At 58.3% G+C, this 17,803-nt stretch carries 14 protein-coding genes; 8 read left to right on the top strand and 6 right to left on the bottom strand.

Annotation, left to right across the window (positions count from 1 at the left end; genetic code table 11):
* Positions 1–11 precede the first annotated feature (11 nt).
* Complete coding sequence (locus tag B1C80_RS26660; protein ID WP_077924255.1) at positions 12–1,058, bottom strand: sensor histidine kinase; 1,047 nt, start codon at positions 1,056–1,058, stop codon at positions 12–14.
* Between the two features lie 237 nt (positions 1,059–1,295).
* Here B1C80_RS26660 and B1C80_RS26655 point away from each other — a divergent pair, with 237 nt between their 5' ends.
* Positions 1,296–1,799, top strand: a complete 504-nt coding sequence (locus B1C80_RS26655; RefSeq protein ID WP_077924254.1) for a hypothetical protein — start codon at positions 1,296–1,298, stop codon at positions 1,797–1,799.
* A gap of 167 nt (positions 1,800–1,966) precedes the next feature.
* The gene (locus B1C80_RS26650; protein WP_077924253.1) at positions 1,967–3,313 is read left to right on the top strand and encodes a sensor histidine kinase; all 1,347 of its coding nucleotides are present in this window, start codon (positions 1,967–1,969) and stop codon (positions 3,311–3,313) included.
* A gap of 346 nt (positions 3,314–3,659) precedes the next feature.
* On the opposite strand, the gene nhaA is transcribed toward B1C80_RS26650, so the two are convergent.
* Positions 3,660–4,982, bottom strand: coding sequence for a Na+/H+ antiporter NhaA (nhaA, locus tag B1C80_RS26645; protein ID WP_077924252.1), 1,323 nt, complete (start codon positions 4,980–4,982; stop codon positions 3,660–3,662).
* Positions 4,983–5,049: 67 nt separating this feature from the next.
* Here nhaA and B1C80_RS26640 point away from each other — a divergent pair, with 67 nt between their 5' ends.
* The 3 genes from B1C80_RS26640 (at position 5,050) to B1C80_RS26630 (ending at position 6,537) form a co-directional block, all read left to right on the top strand.
* The gene (locus tag B1C80_RS26640) at positions 5,050–5,325 is read left to right on the top strand and encodes a UBP-type zinc finger domain-containing protein (protein ID WP_077924251.1); all 276 of its coding nucleotides are present in this window, start codon (positions 5,050–5,052) and stop codon (positions 5,323–5,325) included.
* Positions 5,326–5,449: 124 nt separating this feature from the next.
* Entirely contained in the window at positions 5,450–6,106 is a 657-nt protein-coding gene (locus B1C80_RS26635) for an RNA polymerase sigma factor (RefSeq protein ID WP_236648939.1), read from the top strand.
* A 59-nt stretch (positions 6,107–6,165) separates the two neighbouring features.
* Positions 6,166–6,537, top strand: coding sequence for a hypothetical protein (locus tag B1C80_RS26630; protein ID WP_077924249.1), 372 nt, complete (start codon positions 6,166–6,168; stop codon positions 6,535–6,537).
* A 220-nt stretch (positions 6,538–6,757) separates the two neighbouring features.
* Here B1C80_RS26630 and B1C80_RS26625 read toward each other — a convergent pair whose 3' ends face one another.
* From B1C80_RS26625 to B1C80_RS26610, 4 genes are all read right to left on the bottom strand, one after another.
* A complete protein-coding gene (locus tag B1C80_RS26625) occupies positions 6,758–8,290 on the bottom strand; it encodes a SusD/RagB family nutrient-binding outer membrane lipoprotein (RefSeq protein WP_077924248.1) in 1,533 nt (510 codons plus the stop codon).
* Positions 8,291–8,306: 16 nt separating this feature from the next.
* On the bottom strand, positions 8,307–11,519 hold the full coding sequence (locus B1C80_RS26620) for a SusC/RagA family TonB-linked outer membrane protein (protein ID WP_077924247.1): 3,213 nt from the start codon (positions 11,517–11,519) through the stop codon (positions 8,307–8,309).
* 245 nt (positions 11,520–11,764) lie between these two features.
* Positions 11,765–13,804 (bottom strand): c-type cytochrome, encoded by a 2,040-nt coding sequence (locus B1C80_RS26615; protein ID WP_077924246.1) that lies wholly within the window; start codon positions 13,802–13,804, stop codon positions 11,765–11,767.
* Between the two features lie 26 nt (positions 13,805–13,830).
* Positions 13,831–15,714, bottom strand: a complete 1,884-nt coding sequence (locus B1C80_RS26610; protein WP_077924245.1) for a DUF1080 domain-containing protein — start codon at positions 15,712–15,714, stop codon at positions 13,831–13,833.
* 111 nt (positions 15,715–15,825) lie between these two features.
* Between B1C80_RS26610 and B1C80_RS26605 the strand changes: the two genes are divergently transcribed.
* The 3 genes from B1C80_RS26605 (at position 15,826) to B1C80_RS26595 (ending at position 17,801) form a co-directional block, all read left to right on the top strand.
* Positions 15,826–16,614 (top strand): DUF1080 domain-containing protein, encoded by a 789-nt coding sequence (locus tag B1C80_RS26605; RefSeq protein ID WP_077924244.1) that lies wholly within the window; start codon positions 15,826–15,828, stop codon positions 16,612–16,614.
* 90 nt (positions 16,615–16,704) lie between these two features.
* Positions 16,705–17,211: a histidine phosphatase family protein gene (locus tag B1C80_RS26600; protein WP_077924243.1), complete on the top strand. Its 507-nt coding sequence runs from the start codon at positions 16,705–16,707 to the stop codon at positions 17,209–17,211.
* Positions 17,212–17,345: 134 nt separating this feature from the next.
* Positions 17,346–17,801 (top strand): FAD-binding oxidoreductase, encoded by a 456-nt coding sequence (locus B1C80_RS26595; protein ID WP_236648937.1) that lies wholly within the window; start codon positions 17,346–17,348, stop codon positions 17,799–17,801.
* Positions 17,802–17,803: the final 2 nt, after the last annotated feature.

Here is a 17,803-nt window from a genome sequence, read left to right as displayed (position 1 = left end):
AGCAGGTTAGGTCAGACTTTCAGCAGCACCGCACTGTCTACACTTTTGGCAACGAGCGGCAGCCGAACGCTGAACAGAGAGCCATCGTCGACGATCTGGGGCGGGGGCAGATGCAGCACAAGGTATCGGCTGATGAGCCGATCCAGGCCGCCGGGCTGGGTATCGAGCAGGCGGGTTCGGCGCTGGAGGGTGTTGCTGACTACCAGCGTGTTATCCTGGGTGTAGATACGGATGCAGAGCGGTTTGGCGGCCTCGATGATGTTGTGCCGAGTGGCGTTTTCGACCAGCGTCTGGAGCGTCAGCGGGGGCAGAAGCCGGTCGAGCAGGGCGTCGTCAACGTCGATCTGATACGTGAACGCGGCTCCGTAGCGGGTTTTGAACAGGTAGAGAAACGACCGGATAAAGGTAAGCTCGGTCTTTAGCGGCACCAGCTGCTGTTTCTCGGTCTGGAGCAGGTAGCGATACACGGTGGCCAGCTCATCGAGAAAATCGTTAGCGCGGGTTCGGTCTTCGCTGATCAGGGCCGACAGGGCGTTGAGGCTGTTGAACAGAAAATGGGGATTGACCTGGCTCCTGAGGCTGTCGAGCTGGCTTTGCAGGCTGGCCTGCTGTACGGCCTGACTCTCGGCAACGGCCAGCCGATAAAGCCGGAGGTAGTAGATGATTTCGTAGATAGCCCCCACCAGAACCGTTGCGAAAAAGCCAACCAGCACATTGACGACGTAGGAGCGGATGGTCAGCGGTTTAGCAGCCAGACCCGAATGGTCGATGGCGGTGGTGAACAGCAGCTGCGACACCAGCGTGATCAGCACATAGCCGATGAAGGTGAGCACGATCCGGCGGTGCGTCTGCCGAATCCGGTGGTAACGCCGACGAACGAACATCAGCCACTGAACCACCAGCGCCCAGACCGGAATCAGGTATACGACCCCCACGGCTACCCAGCTGAAATACGTTACCGGATTGTACTGATAGTCACGCAGGTAAAACAGGTTCACCAGCATGATCAGGGCGGGTATACCCAGGCGTCTGAACCATTTGTCGTTGGGGCGCTCCACAAAAAATAAAGGAAACGGTTGCTAACTAATTCTTGCTCAAACTTGATCCATTTTGTACGAACCCCCAATTGGAACGCCGATGAATACGCAGGATTGGCGGTTGAAATGCAATTTATTCCGGTCTAAGGGCCGACTCTGCGCTCTGATCCGGAACAGCACTGGCAACCCGCCCGGGGGAGGCCACCTTTGCCCTGTCAAACGACAGCACTCTTTCCTCTAAAAATCAACAACAATACGATGAAACGCATGATAATTTTATTGCCCGGCGTTCTGCTGGGCGTTCTGCTCGGAACGGTAGCCTGTAAACAGGATAAGGCCAGCCCGGCACCCGGCAGCGCATCCGTAGCCGCTCCGGCTTTTGTTGGACCCCGCTGGCAGATGACGGCTTTCCGGCTCGATCCGCAAACCGATTTCGATGGCGATGGAAAGCTGGATACCGACCTGCTCTCGTTCATGCCCGCCTGCGACCGCGACAATGCGCTGGTGTTCGACCCGGCCGGGAAGCTGATTACGACCGACGGCCAGATCACCTGCGACACCCCCGAAACGGAAGCCGTGCGGGGCGGCAGCTGGACGTACAACTACGCCACCCGAACCATTACCATTACCCACGGCTCTGCCGGCAGTGTAACGACCTGGGAGGTGGCCGACCTGACCAGCCAGACCCTGACAATCCACGCAACCGTTACCGAAGAAGGCAAGCCGCTCCGGACCACCATAGTCTGGAAAGCCGTTCCCTAGCCGGCTCGTATTCTTCCTAAACCCGCCGAACCGACCCGTTCGGTTCAGGCCCCCGGTGTGACGGTTCATCGGGGGCTTCTTCCGGTTCATCGGGCCTGCCGTTGCGTTCACCTACCATTATTGGCAAATTTTGCTCTATTTCGCCTGACTAAGAGAAGTTCGCCATCATGACGTTTGCCACCTGGAATCTGCTGTTTACCGGCATGATCAGCTCTATTCTATTGCTGAACGTGGTGCAGTGGATTATCTACCGCGAGCGTATTTACGGGCTTTATACGCTGTACATGCTGGCCTGGCTCGTTTATTTCGGCCTGCGTGTCGACGAAATCAATGCCTACGTGCCGGGTTCGGTTTTGTATTTTGTCCGGGCTGTGGCACCCATGCTGGCTTACCTTATCTATTTCGATTTTGCCGATGCGTTGATTCAGCTACAGGCGCGGCTGCCGGTTCTGTTTCGGTTGTTTCGGCTGGCCCGGCTCGTTATCATACTCTATGCCATCCTGATCGGCGTGCTGTGTTTCGGCCTCGACACCTGGTACGCAGCCGTGTATGATACGGCTCATACCAGTATGCGGCTGCTGATTGTTGTCCTGGCCACGTTCGGTATTGTTCAGATTCGTGGGCTGAGGGGCGTAGTGCCGCGTTACGTATCGACGGGATCGGGGCTGTTGCTGATCGGTGGTATTACGGCTATGGTGCTGACCATGACCGGGCTACCCGCCGATACGCCCCTGCTGTTTCTGCAGGCTCCGCTGACTTATATGGAATTCGGGATTCTGGCCGAGTTGCTCTGTTTCACGCTGGTGCTGGGGTACCGGCAGCGTCGGGGGGCCATCAGGAGTGCCATTGTCGAGCAGCGAATTGCCCGCGAACACGAGTACCTGCAACGGAAACGGGTAGAGGCCGAGCTGGTTACGGAAAAGCTTCAGCAGCAGATGGCTACGGTACAGATGATGGCCCTGCAGGCGCAGCTGAACCCCCATTTTCTGTTCAATAGCCTCAACTCGCTCTCGTCGCTGATTGCCGACGAGCCTGCCAAAGCCGAACGGTTCGTCGATGAGATGTCGAGTGTGTATCGATACCTGCTCCGAACCAACGATATCGAGCTGACAACCCTGCAAACGGAGCTGACGTTTGTCGACTCCTACTACCACCTGCTGAAAACCCGCTACGGCAGTGGGATCGACCTGATCAGGGACATCGACGCTTCGTTGCTGGCCTATCGACTTCCGCCACTGACCCTCCACCTGCTGCTCGAAAACGCGATCAAACACAACATCGTCTCGGCCGACCAGCCGCTGATTATCCGCCTGTCGACCACGCCCGACGGTTGGCTAACGATCAGTAACACCCTCCAGCGCAAGCCCGCCAACCGGGTCAGCTCCACCCAGAAAGGGTTGCTCAATATCCTGAACAAATACCAGCTGCTGGGTCAGCGTACCCCCCGTGTCGAAGAAACAAACAACACCTTCGTCGTATCCCTGCCACTCTTGCCCCCAACCCCAGGCCAATAGGGTAACGTCGATACCCATCGCATCACCCATACCCCCATCCATCGTCCCGTAGGGACACAACAGCGCAGCGTCGGTAGGTACCCATCACCCCCATCCACCGTCCCGTAGGGACACAACAGCGCAGCGTCGGTAGTACCCATCACACCCCATACACAGGCCCGTTAGGGCCTTCACAGCGTAGCGTCGGTAGCGCAGGTAGCAAACGTTCAGGATCATCCACAGGTCCATAGGACCTTCACAGCGCAGCGTCGGTAGATACCCATCACACCCCGTCCACCGTCCCGTAGGGACATAACAGCGCAGCGTCGGTAGCGCAGGCGGTAGCAACACGTAACCTACCGGTGCATTAATCCCCATCGTCAATAAACGATACCCGACGCAGCAAGCCATAGCCCGCCAGACCGGCTACCAGAGACGCCAGCAGGATAGCAATCTTCGCCGAATCCTGAAGAGCGGGCTGTCCGTCGAAGGCAAGCAGGGTGATGAAAATCGACATCGTGAAGCCAATACCGGCCAGTACCGAAACTCCCAGGAGCTGAGACCAGCGTACATCGGCGGGAAGGGCCGCCCAGCCCAGCCGTACGGTACCGTAGCAAAGCAGAAAAACCCCCGCCGGTTTTCCCACGAGCAGCCCCGCCATAACCCCCAGTGCCAGCGGTTCGGTAAGCTGACCCAGCGTGGACAGATCGATGGTGATGCTCGTGTTACAGAACGCAAAGAAAGGAATGATAAAAAATGCCACCGGGCTGTGCAGAACCTGTTCGAGTCGCTGCGAGGGTGAGCTAATTTCTTCTGAAAGCGACTCCAGCTCTTCGCTGACATCGCGGGCTATACAGCTTTGGGTACCTACCATCGTCTGGATGGTATTCAGCCGTTGCTGTACGGCAGCGCGGTCGGTCAGGCGGGTCCGGAAAGGAATCGCCATGGCCAGCAGTACCCCGGCTATGGTAGCGTGTATGCCCGACTTAAGCGTCAGATACCACAATACCAGCCCCAGCAGCAGATAGACGTTCAGGACCCGTACGCCCAGCCGGTTGAGCAACAGCAGGCCAGCCCAGACCAGTCCGGCCCCGACCAGATAATCAACCGCGATAGACTGGGTGTAAAAAACGGCTATGACGAGTACGGCGCCGAGGTCGTCGACAATGGCCAGGGCCGTCAGAAACACTTTCAGCGAGAGCGGAACCCGGTTGCCCAGCAGGTTCACGATGGCCAGCGCGAAGGCAATATCAGTCGCCATCGGAATGCCCCAGCCGCCCGCCGTGGGGGTGCCCTGGTTGACGAGCCAGAACAGCCCGGCGGGAAGCAACATGCCGCCCAGCGCTCCAACCATGGGCAGAACGGCCTGCTGCACCGACGCCAGCTCCCCCTCCAGCACCTCGCGCTTGATCTCGAGGCCGACAATCAGGAAAAACAGCGCCATGAGCCCGTCGTTGACCCAGTGCGACAGGCTTTTTTCGAGCTGAAAGCTACCCACCGCTATCGAAAAATGGTTTTCCCAGATGGCCGGGAAATAGCGGCCGATGCCGACGTCAGTATTGGCCAGAAGAAGCGCTACGATGCTGCTCAGAAGCAGGATAATGCCGCTGGAAGCCTCCCGCTGGAAAAACTCGGCAAAGGGCTGTATCAGCGGCTTCCCTAGTCGCCGGAGTAAAGAACTGTTGCTCATAAGCGGCTATGTAGTCATGGAAAATTCACGCAAATAAACGTAAGTTCAACCTGTAAATCCGCTAGAGATGCTAAAACAAACTCAACTCTGTACCCATCTGTCGGCGCTGACCGACGTTCGTTCGGCTCAGGAATATGTCTGCGAGGAGTGCATAAAAACCGGCGACTCCTGGGTCCATCTCCGAACGTGCCAGACCTGCGGCACGACCCTCTGCTGCGACTCATCACCCAACAGACACGCCACCCGGCATTATCATACCAGCCAGCATCCGGTCGTAGCCTCGGCTGAGCCGGGCGAACGCTGGCTGTGGTGCTATGCCGATGAGCAGATGGCTGGCTATTAGCCCGGTAACCCGCCGTTTGTCCCCGGTACGTTCCGCTCTTCCGATAAGGATCGGGCTGCGGGCACTTGCCAGACAATATTTTCCTTCTGTTTCCGACTACCTGTATGTACGAACGAAACCGAATGTGAATCCAGCCCGTAGTAGTCAGTTTATCGACGCCCTGTCTCCGCAATATGCCCTGACCCTGACCAGTGCAGGATTGGGCGGTAATGAGGAGTTGGGGCCGACACGCCCGCTGAGCGAGACCGTTCGGCAGGAGCGGGCCCGGCTGCTGGCCTTCATACGCCGGCGACTGCCCGACCCCGACGATGCCGAAGATATAGTGCAGGATGTCTTCGTGGAGTTGACCGAAGCGTATCAGGCCGCCAAACCCATTGGGCGAGTGGCGTCGTGGTTGTTTGCCGTGGCACGTAATAAAATCAGCGACTGGTATCGTGGCCGGAACCGAACCCCCACCATTTCGCTCAGCGAGCCGCCCTATGCCGACGACGACCCCGACCAGCCAATCCTGGGAGAATGGCTCGCCATGACCGACGAGGCCGGACCCGAAAGCGAGTTCTTCCGCGAAACGCTCATGGAAGCCCTGGCCGATGCGCTGGCCGAGCTACCAGCCGAACAGCGCGATGTTTTTGTGCAGCATGAACTGGAAGGGCGCAGTTTTAACGATATAGCAGCCGCTGGTCAGGTGCCGCTCAACACGCTTCTGTCGCGCAAGCGTTATGCGGTGCTGCACCTGCGCAAGCGCCTGCGCGACTGGTACGACGATTTTTTCAACGAGTAATCACGTCTGGTGTCCGTAACGAACTATAACACCCTGCGGGTAACCGCATCTATCGACAAATGAAACGATTCTGGATTCGCCGGGCGGCCCGCTTTCTTGGCTTTGCTATCGTACTGGCCGGATTGGCTGGCCTGACCGTCATGACGCTCTGGAACGCGCTGCTGCCCTCTATCCTGGGTGTATCGGCCATTGGTTTCTGGCAGGCGCTGGGCCTGTTACTCCTCAGCCGCATCCTGTTCGGTGGGTATGGTGTTCGGGGCCGGGGCTGGGAGGGTGGCTGGAAAGGCCGCAGAGCCTGGAAAGAAAAGATGGCCGAGCGCTGGCAGCAGATAACCCCCGAGGAACGCGAACAGATGAAAGCCCGCTGGCGTGACCGCTGTTCCGGACGTGGCCGGTGGGGCAGCCCTCCATCTGACCCCCGCGCCGAATAAAACCGGACCGCCCAGAATTATCCAAAATAACAAAACCCCGATCCACCGGATCGGGGTTTTGCACGTAGAGACGCAACCGCCCGGCGGCCCGGCCCTTGCGTCTCCTGACCGGATGGGTTGCGTCTCCTAACCGGATGGTTTTGCTGTCGCACGAGTGGTCCGTGGGGACACGGACCAAGGTGGTGGAAACACGGACCCCGGATTCGGATAGTTGGGGCCCTTACTGTTTATCCCACCAGACACGGGTGTCGAGGTTGTCGGCGCCCTGCCGTGCCGAAGCTTCGCTTACGTTGGCCTGGTTGACGGCGATCTCGGAATCGGGATACGGAATCCGGTTGATGAAACTGCCTTTAATTTCCTTGCCCGGATACGGGTTGGGCGTCAGTTTGGGGAAACCACTGCGCCGGAAGTTGGCAAATGCTTCGGGACCGTTCAGGAACGAAGCGAGCCAGTACTGGGTGTTGATCTGCTCCAGACCCCGGGCGGCATCGTACGGATTCTTCTCCAGATAAGCGGTGATGGCTGCGGCCGGGACTGCTGCGGTAGCGTCTGCATCGGCAAGTTGCTGCATGTGGGCCGTAACACCCGCTTTGTAGTAGTCGGCTGCGCTGCCGGTTGTCCAGCCCCGTTGGGCCGCTTCGGCCAGCAACAGCTGGGTTTGGGCATAGGTGACCAGGAAGGTTGGTGCATCCAGCTTGCCCAGGCGCGTGCGGTCCAGCTGTGAGTAGTCGTAGAAGCTCGCCAGCTTGTCGGCGGCTACCTGCGTGGCTACGGTGCCGTTGTCGAAGCCGAGCGGCATACCGATCTGCACCGCCGGATCGCGGTTGATGCGGGCCGCTGTTTGCTCCGAGCCGCTCCGGGCCCCTACATACCGAGCCGCAATAGACGCTAGGCGGGGATCGCCAGTTGTGCGGAGGTAATCGACAAAATAGCGGGTCAGGTAAAAGTTAGCCGCTTCGGTCGAGTTCAGTAGCGATCCTACCAGGTTGTTGAAGGTAGCGTTGTTACGAACGATACCGTTGTCGGCATTAGACTGCATGAGTCCGCCGGCAATGGCCTTCTGGGCCGTCGACTGCGCCAGCGTCGGGTTGACTTTCGTCAGACGCATACCGGCCCGAAACAGTACCGAGTTGCCGAACCGTTTCCAGCGGGGAATGTTACCGCCGAACATGACCTCACCGGCTTCGGTTGGTTTGCTGGCGTCCAGAGCCGCTGTGGCCTCGGTGAGTTCTTTGATGATATCCTCATAGATAGCCTGCTGAGCGTCGTATTTGGGTCTGATGTTTCCGCTCAGATACCCTAGTCCAGCCTCTTTGTACGGCACATCGCCATAGGTATCGGTCAGGACCATGAACGCGTAGGCTTTCCAGATGCGGGCCATGTGGTACAGGTTGCTCCGGTTGGCATCATCCTTCGTTTTAGAAATCACATCGACCACGTACCGGATCACGTCGCGGTAATACCGTTGCCACATGCCCGCGTTTTGGCCGGTAGGGCCGGGGTTCCCAACGTTGAAGTTGCCGCCGGCCAGTACGCCCGAGTTCGGTGAGTACATATACTGCACAATGGCATGTTCAAAAACGAGGGTCGACGTCGGGAATGACGTGTTAACGACGGCATTGTTGAAGACAAAAACCGGGTTAATCGTGGTAGCCGCCGTAGGGTTCACGTTTAGCGTGTCGAATCCTTCTTCGCAACTGCTCATCCAGGTCAGGAGGGCAACCAGCGTGAGCGTAAGGCTTATTTTTTTCATGGATGCTGTCTGAGAATTAGAATCTGACATTGAGGTTGAAACCGGTGCTCCGGGTTATGGGTAAGCCTGTCGATTCCAGACCGATCAGGTTGTCTGAGCTAAAGCCGAATTGCTCCGGGTCGATATTGGGGACCCACTTCTTCAGCACGGCTACGTTGTTCGATACCACGTTGAGCCGGACGCCCTTGATAAACAGATTTTTGGGTAAGAACCGGGTGAAGTCGTACCCGAGCGAGATCTGGCGCAGTTTCCAGAAACCGGCGTCGTAAACTACCTGCTCGCCCAGACTTCTCGACCGGCCCACCGAATAGTAATCCTGCACGAAGGCACGAACCGCGTTGGTTTCGCCTTTGTCGTTCACGCCTACGCCCACCATCTTGTTGTCGGCGTCGCCCCGACCAACCAGCGACTCTTTATGAAGGCCATGCCGGTAGGCGTTCAGGTTGGTGCCCGAAATCATTTTTCCACCCAGCTTGAAGTCGATCAGGACAGACAGGTTAAGGCCTTTGTAAGTGAACGCGTTCGTGATACCGCCTACGTACTTGGGCAGGGCTGAACCAAACGAGATGGGCGTTGCCGTACGGGCGGGTAGTCCGCTGCCATCGTGCACAATCCGGCCCTGCGCATCGCGGAGGTAGCCGAAGGTATAAAGCTGACCCAGCGGCTGGCCCACCACGTGGCGCAGCTCACCAACATAGATGCCGTTACCGACCACGATCTGTTCGGCCTGCTTGTCTTTGTTGTAGTCTTTTTCGGGGCTGCCGTCGTCGTCGGTCAGCAGCTTGAGCAGCTTGGTCTCGTTATACGAACCGTTCAGGGTTATGTCCCACTTGAAATTGGTGCTCTGGATCGGAGTCAGGTTCAGCAATACTTCGATACCCCGGTTGCGGCTCTGCCCGCTGTTGATCAGGGTGCTGGTATAGCCCGATGCGTCAGACGACTGAGCGGCAACAATCTGATCGCTCGTTATTTTGTTGTAAACGGCCAGGTCGAGGCCAACGCGCCGGTTGAACATCCGTAACTCAAGGCCTAATTCGGTCTCGGTGGTCCGGCTTGGTCTCAGGCTGGCGCTGGGAATGGTATTGGAGGTAACGAACGCCAGCGGCTGTCCCTGAAACAGGTTGGCATTGACGCCGTAGAACAGGTTGTTGGAATAGGGCGCTACGTCCCCGTCGCTACCCACCTCGGCATAGGCGCCCCGGAGCTTTCCGAAGTTCAGCCAGGAAGGCAGGTTGTTGAACGCCTGCGAGAACACGAAGCTACCCGTTACCGACGTGTACAGGATACTGCGGTTGGCGGGGGCCAGGGTCGAGAACCAGTCGTTGCGGCCCGTAACGCCAAGGAACAGGTAGTCGTTATAAGAGAATTCGGCGGCTCCATAGAGGGAGTTAACTTTCCGCTCGCTCAGCCCGAAGGTGGGGTCTTTCAGACGGCCGTTCTGGGGGGTATACAGATCCCGGATAATGAAGTCGGTTACCTGTACGCTGTTCAGGTCGCTCCGGCGGTAGAGCTGGTTGCCGCCCGCTGTCAGGTCAACGCCAAATTTGCCGAAGGTCCGGTTGGCCCCAATCAGGAAGTCGCTGTTGAGTTCGCGGAACCGGCGGGCCTCCTGCACGTAAGCCCCGTTAACAAACCCGGCGGGTGCGGCAGAGAGCGATGCCTGTCCGGTCGGGAAGTTGTAGTCCTGATCCCGCGACCAGTAATCCTGACCAACCCGAACCTGCGCGTAGAGCCAGTCGGTGAAGTTATAGCGGGCGGTCAGGTTGCCGAACAGGCGGTCGCGCCGGATGGTCTCGAATTTCCGGTTCAGCACGAAGTACGGGTTGGTCCGGTTCTGGAAGCGCGAGTAGATAAATTCATTGCCCGTAGCCGGGTTGATCTGGTTGGCTTCCAGCACGTCGAGCGGCATCGAGTTGGCCAGGGTGTAGATAACCGTAGGGGTACTGTTATCCTGCTGGGCGATCTGGGGCGGGTTTTTGTTGTACTCGTTGGAGTAGTTCAACGTTCCCGACACGTTCAGCTTGGGCGCGATATTATAGTTGAAGCCCAGGTTGATGGTTTTCCGGTTGAAGGTGTTGTTGCGCACAATACCCTTGTTGTCGGTATTGGAAACGGACAGGTTGAACCCGCCTTTCTCGCTGCCCGACGAAACCGCTACCGAGTTGGTCCAGGTAGAGCCGGTGCGGTAGAACTTGGCGATCCGATCCCGAACTGGCTCGTAAGGAACGGTAACGCCCCCAAACAGCACCTGGGTCTGCCCCGCAAACTTTTCGCCGAAGCTCCACACGCCCGATGTTGGGTTAGGTGCCGTTGGCCGTACGCCGTATTCGCCCTGGCCGTATTCGTACTGATAATCTGTAAAGTCGAGGGGCGTGTCGGTGGTGAAGTTGGTGTTATAGGTAACGCCGATACCCTGGCCGCTGGCTTTTGTTTTGGTGGTAATCAGGATAGCGCCGTCCTTGGCCCGCGAGCCGTACAGGGCCGCTGCGGTACCACCTTTCAGCACGGTCATCTCCTGAATATCGTCCGGGTTGATCGACGACAGGCCATCGCCCCCGTCGGAGTAGTTGCGGTCGCGGTTGCCGATGGAGTTGTCACCGCCGGTGTTGCCGTTGTTCTGGCCAAAGTTCGTATTATCGATCGGTACGCCGTTCACTACGATGAGCGGGCTGTTCTGCCCCGAAAATGACGACTGACCCCGAATCCGGATCTTGCTGGTGCCCGCAGCGCCGGTACCCAGGCTGCTGATGTTAACCCCGGCAATTTTGCCCTGCAGGGCGTTCATGAAGTTCACCGTCCGGTTGGTCGTTACCTGTTCCGGGCTCACCGTAGCGGTGGCGTAGCCCAGGCGTTTGGCTTCTTTCTTGATACCGAGTGCCGTTACAACGACCTCGTTCAGGTTCTGTTCCCCTTCCTGCAGGCTGACATTCACTTGCGACTGGTTACCGACGGCTACCTCCCGGCCCACGTATCCGATGGCACTGAAGACCAGCGTAGCATTTGGCGAGACGCTCAGCGCGTAGTTGCCGTCTGCATCGGAGGTAGTACCCGTCTGGGTGTTTTTGATCAACACGTTAACGCCCGGAATAGGCGTCTGATCTTTTCCGGAGGTTATGCGGCCTGTTATCCGGCGGTCCTGTGCGTGCGTAACAGCGGTGGTGAGCAGAAGCAGCGCCCACAGCAGCGCACGCAACGTGCCTGTTGATTGGGTTAGTAAATGGTATTTCATACAGGGTTATTTATAAGTTACTGTTCTCTTGTTTGAATAACGCAACTATTTCTTGGTAGATTACCAAGCCAGATAAAGCCCCTGTGCACGTATTTTCTACTATAGTTCGATGAGTAATTTCAGGAAAAAGCTGCGTATAGCTCACCTGATGACAAGCCTGTTACCAAAAAACGCCCGAACCTACAGGTCCGGGCGTTTTTGCCGCATAGTATCGTTTTTTACAAGCGGGCTGTAGCCACGACCGTTCAGGGCTTGGGGGCTCCGGCTGATGAGCTGCTGCCAGTCGTTGACAGCGAGTTGATCCAGGCCGCAATCTTGAGCGCATCGGCTTTCGGTACCTGCGGCATAGGCGGCATTTCGGTAGCGTAATCCGGCCAGTTTTGTGGCTTGGGGTTGTAGATCAGGTCAACGATCTGATCATTGGTGTATTTCCGTTTAGCCACGTCGACATAGGCCGGACCGACCTGCCGTTTGTTGGTCTGGTGGCAGGCCAGGCAGGTATGGCGGGTCAGGAGGCCTTTTACCTCATCGTAGGTAGGCGCTTTGGCCATCGTAACGGCCTGCCCTTCTACCAGTTTGGGTTTGGCTCCACGCGTGGGGTCAGCTTTGGTGCCTGGTTTGGCAGGAGTCCCTGCTTTAGCCGGGGTGGCTTTCCGGCCAGCTGGTGCCGCAGTCGCGGGGGCAGCTGCCGGTGCCGCGGCCGAGTTGGTCGTACTCACTTCGCTCAGGGCCAGTTTCTGACCGTCGGGAATGTTGTTGAGCGTGTAGTACGCAATCGGATGAACGAGCGAATAGGAACCCTGGGCGCCCCGAACGCCATCGAGCGTCAGCTGGTGGATGTAGTACCGACGCAGGTCGCCCACGATCAGCCGGGCCTTCATGCCGTCGGCCGATACTTTTACCCCTTTCAGCGGCAGTGCTTCCTTGTTGATGGTCGGGCTACCGTATACAGAATGGTATTTATAGATGAAACTCTCTACCCGGTACGATGCCAGATCCTCGGCCGACTTGCGGTCAACGGGCGAGGTGAACTCCACTTCGAACCCGTCGGGCATGGCCTTCACTGTGCGCATTTCGAACGGCAGGGCGTTGTTCCAGACGAGTCGCTGCAGACCCTCGTTGGCTTCGCCGGCCGATCCCCAGCCCCGGTTGGTTTCGCCCACAAACAGCGAGCCGTCTTTACCCCAGGCCATGCGCAGTACGCCCGACCGGAACCCGTTGCGGAACTCGATGGCACCGCCCTGGTACTCGCCGTTTACCTTCTCCATAAACACGCGGGAGATCTTGCTCATGCCCTGATCGCCCACCAGCAGCTGACCCGCAAACGGCCCGAACGTACCCTCCGGAATCTCCAGAATCTCCGAGTTCGAAATGCCCAGAATACCGTGCGGTAACCAGACCGATGGCGTTTGGATGTCGGCGTTCGGAAACTGATCCTTCATCGTATAGAGAAGGGTGGGCGTTTCGTTCACTACGTTTTCGGGTTTGATGGCCCGGCCATTTTCGTCCCGGCGCCGACGCTCGTCGATCTTGGCGTTGAACTGCTCGGCGGTGAGTTTCACGGGTGAGTTGGCGGCACCGGTCCAGCGCAGACCGGCAGGGTGGCCCACAAACGAGCCCCGCTTCACGTGAACAATACCGCCCGATCCCATCCAGTCGCCCTGGTTGTCGGCGTAGAAAAGCTCACCGTCGTAGATGCCCAGCCCGCAGGGAGAGCGCATCCCGGTTGCCCAGGGCTGCATGCTGCCGTTTTCGCTGATCTTCATCGTCCAGCCGCGCCAGGGAACCCGGCTTTCGCCCCGCCACCACTCTTCGTCACCGAAGGCTACGTTACCCGTTACGAAGAACTGCCCGTCGGGTGCCACCTTGGGGCCGAAGCTATACTCGTGGTAATGGCCCGAGAGCGGCCAGGCATAAACGGTCTCGAAGAGGTCGGCTTTCCCGTTCTGATCGGTATCGACCAGCCGGGTCAGTTCGCCCCGCTGGGCGCAGTAGAGCGCCCCATCTTTATAGGTAAGCCCCAGAATCTCGTGCAGACCCGATGCAAACTTGCGGAAATAGGGTTTGCGGCTCGTCGGGTTTTCAACGATCCAGACGTCGCCCCGGCGCGTCGCCACGCCCAGACTCCCGTCGGGCAGGGTGGCCAGTCCACCTACTTCGAGCAGGGTGCCTTCGGGGGCCGTAACCTTAAGAATTTTAAAGAAATCCTCTTCCTTGGGCGACTCCTGCGCCCGAACGGCTGCCAGACTGGCAACGGCCAGGAAGGTTGTGAGTAATTTTTTCATGGTACGTAAGATGGGGGAGGAGTGGTTTAGAACAGGATCGAATAAACCACTTTGCCTTTTACCGGTACAATCAGCTCCTGTCGGCCATTGCTTTCGCGGACGGTCGGTTTGGCACCGCCGAGGTCATCGATGCGGACGTAGTGCTGGTCGTCAATAACGTACAGGCCGTTTTCCAGGGCGCTGATGCGCATGCCGCTGGCCAGCCGGGCGTAGAGGTTGCTGGCCGGATTGGTAATGGTCACCTCCCGCCGAACGCCCTGTCCTTCGGGCAGCACCCGAATCTTATCATCGACCGATGCGCCGAAACTCTGGTAACGGAAGGTCGGCAGATCGCTGGCGTCGAGGGCGTAGCCTTTGGGCCGGAAACCCGAACCGGTCGTGTCGGTTGGCCAGGCCATCTGGGTCGATGCCAGCTGGGTCAGAAACAGCACCGGTGCTCCCAGGCGCTGTACCATACCACGGGGCCGCGACGAACCGTCGCCCCGGTCGTGCCACATGGGCGTGGCATCGAGAAACGCCCCCCGCCATACCTGGGCCAGGGCGCCTTTGTCCAGATCGTAGGTATAGTGTACAATATCCGGGCTGCCTACCGATACGGCATGGGTAATGCGCAGGGTGCCGCCCTGGGCGTTTTTCTCGCCCGGCATATCCATGAAGCTACGCAGGACGGTGCTGGTCGGTGCATCGACTACGATCGGGTCGGTTTCTTCGCCGTCGCCCCCGTTTTGGTCGCTGATGACGTACTCCCGAATGCCGGGACCCGCAACGGTCAGGCCCAGCGCGGGCTTGGTCCAGTCGACGAACTTGGTATACATCAGTTCAAACGGCAGATCGCCTTTAGGCAGGGTAGCTTTTCCGCTGCCGTTCCACTGGCCGGGCCCAATGAGCTGCTGATTGTTAATTTTCAGCAGACCCCCACCCCCTGGTACGCCCAGGTTGAAGCGGTACTCGCCGGGTTCGCTCACGCGCAGGGTGCCCGTATAGCGAATCAGGAACTCGTTCGGAATCCGGCTTACCGACGATGACAGTATGGTTGAGGTGCCCTCCGACTCGGGGGCGGTTTTGTCGTACTGGGGTTCCTTTTCGTACTTGCCTTTGTAAACCGCGTATTTCAGGTCACGCAGTTCGGGCCGGGGTTTATCGTAACTGACGTACCGGATGTTGCGGAACGCCACGGGGCCGTGATCACCCTGGAGCATCAGCGGGCCGGTCGGTTTCTCGTCGTCGAAAGCGGCTGCGCGGGTAGGGCCGGTCAGTTCAACATCTTCGTGAATGACAACCCCGTTCAGTTCGACCCGAACCATGCGGGCGTTCTGGGTTTTCTGGCCGTTGGCGTTGAAGCGCGGAGCCTGGAACGATATTTTCAGATGCTGCCACAGCCCTGGTGCGCGGCTGGCGTTCTGGCGGGCGGGGTGGCCGTCGTAGCCATAGCGACCTTCGCCCCGTTTGGGATCCCAGCGTTCGTAGATCGAACCGTTGTCGATGGTTTTGGGGGTACGGATATCCCAGCTGTCGAACAGCTGTACTTCGTAGCGGCCCTGCAGATAAACGCCCGAGTTGGATTTGGACGCCAGCAGGTAATCGAGTTCGACATCAACGTCGCCGTGGTCGAAGGTGGTAAACAGGCTGGCCTTCGGGTCGGTTGGCTGACCGGGTTTGGCGGGGGTTGGCTGAGCCACCACAATACCGGTTCCCTTGTCGATAATGAGCGTATTGGGTTTGTTCAGGTCCGCGCGAACGGCACCCACCACTCGCCAGTGAGCGGCTGCGGGTTTAAACGCACTGAGGTCGTTGAGCGTGAGCGGAATACCGGGTGTGGGGGCGGGCTGAGCCGTAAGAAGCCCCGTGCTCAGCGTCCAGCCGATACCCATCAGCCCGCCGAAGCGAGCCATTCGTGAAAGTTTGATCATGTAGCAATTGGAAAAATTTGGGGGCTGAAATTTACCAATTTTTGAGGAAAAAAAGCCGTAATGTGCCTTTTACCCTATCTTTGAATGTCAATTAACCCCCTTTCTTTTTCCATGAGAAATGTGCCCACATGGCTGGTTTTTGGTGTAGCCAGCTTATTCGTAATGAACCAGGCTTCTGCCCAGACCGAACCTAAAAAACAAACGCCCGAGTCGACCGAAATCTGGGAACCCGTTCCGCCCGTTGTGACACCCGGCACCTACTCGGGCAGTACGGCCGGTACCACCCCGCCCTCCGACGCGATTATCCTGTTCGACGGTCGCAATGCCGATCAGTGGGTCGCTAACAAAGGCTATAACCCAACTAATAGCACGGATCCGCTGAAGTGGCCGGTGCGCGATGGTGTCCTGTACTCGTCTACAGCATCGTCGGCCAAAACCAAGCAGGAGTTCGGCGACATGCAGCTGCACATCGAGTTCCAGACGCCCGCCAAAGTAGAAGGCAACGGCCAGGGCCGGGGCAACAGCGGAATCTTTCTGCAGGGCCGCTATGAACTACAGGTACTGGATAACTACAACAACCCAACCTACGTAAACGGGATGGTTGGCTCGATCTACAAGCAGGCTATTCCGCTGGCTAACCCCAGCCGCAAGCCCGGCGAGTGGCAGAGCTATGATATCATCTATACGGCTCCGCGCTTCAACAAAGCCGGTCTCATGCTGGAGCCTGCTTTCGTAACTGTACTGCTGAACGGCGTACTGGTGCAGAACCACGTAGCCATCCGCGGCACTACCGAATACATCGGCTACCCCAAAGTGCAGGCACACGGCAAAGGCCCCCTCATTTTGCAGGATCACGGCAACCCCGTTGGTTTCCGCAACATCTGGGTACGTGAGCTGTAACCCCAGCCTATAGTCTGTCAAGTAAGAGTCCCTGGTTTACAGCCGGGGACTTTTTTTTGTATCATTGTGAGACAAAATGGTAAAAGAACGATGCGCTTTATCTACGGATTACTGATCGGCTGCTGGCTGGCTACGGGTTGCTCGACAACTACAGTTTATGTGGTGCGGCATGCCGAGAAAGTGGACGAAACCGACTCGACCGACCTGAGCCCCGCCGGGCGCCAGCGCGCGCTGGCCCTGGCCGATACCCTGGCCCGCGCGGGAATCGACTCTATTTTTACGACGCCCTACCGGCGCACCCGCCAGACGGCCGAACCGCTGGCCACCCGGCTCCGGCTCCCCATTGTCAGCTATTCGACCAAGTCCATCAGCGATGTGGCGGGGCGGGTTAAACGCATCCGGCGGCAATCGGTGCTGGTAGTAGGGCATAGCAACACCATTCTGGAGATTACGCAGGCGCTGGGCGCGCAGCCACGGGCCACTAAAATTGCGTCGGGCGATTACGACAACCTGTTTCAGGTTCGCATCCGGCGCGGACTCTTCGGACCGTCGGTGAGCCTGACCGAAAAAACGTACGGCGTACCGACACCCCCCTGACGGCTGATACCACCGGGCCACTTCATAGCCGCTGAAGTACGGTTCCTGCGCTTATTCAGTCGATTCATCCGGGTACGTATTGGCGAAGGCTGACCCTATATATACATTTGTCGATAACTTCCTGATTCACTCGTATGCAACGCCTTGCTTTACTGATTGCTGCTTTGGGGGTAGGTCTGTTGGCTGCACAGAGCTGTACGAAGCGGCTGGCAACCCGACCCGACAGCTATGCCGGGCGGCAGCTGCTGGCCGGTAGCGGGGGCGGGTTTACGGGCTTTACAACCACCTATATCCTGCTCGACAACGGACAACTTTTCCGGAAGCACCATGGGGATACGACCTATCTGCCCCTCGGCAAGCAGAAACGCGCGCTGGTCAGGCGGTTCTTCACCGCTGCGGAGGATACCTGCCAGATCAAAACGACCCGCTACGACCAGCCCGGCAACCGGTCGCGGTTTGTGGGCTGGCAACAGGGTGAACAAACGTATCGGGTGACCTGGTCCGTAGCCGACACAGCCGTACCGGCCGCCTATCCTGCCTTGTATAACGCATTTATGGCCATGATTCCGGATTCGGTCCGGCTCAACTAACG

Origin of the sequence: Spirosoma sp. 209 (genome assembly GCF_002006735.1) — a bacterium.
GTDB lineage: Bacteria > Bacteroidota > Bacteroidia > Cytophagales > Spirosomataceae > Spirosoma > Spirosoma sordidisoli.
The sequence above is the reverse complement of the archived record's forward strand: the minus strand, read 5'-3'. Positions and strand labels throughout refer to the sequence as shown.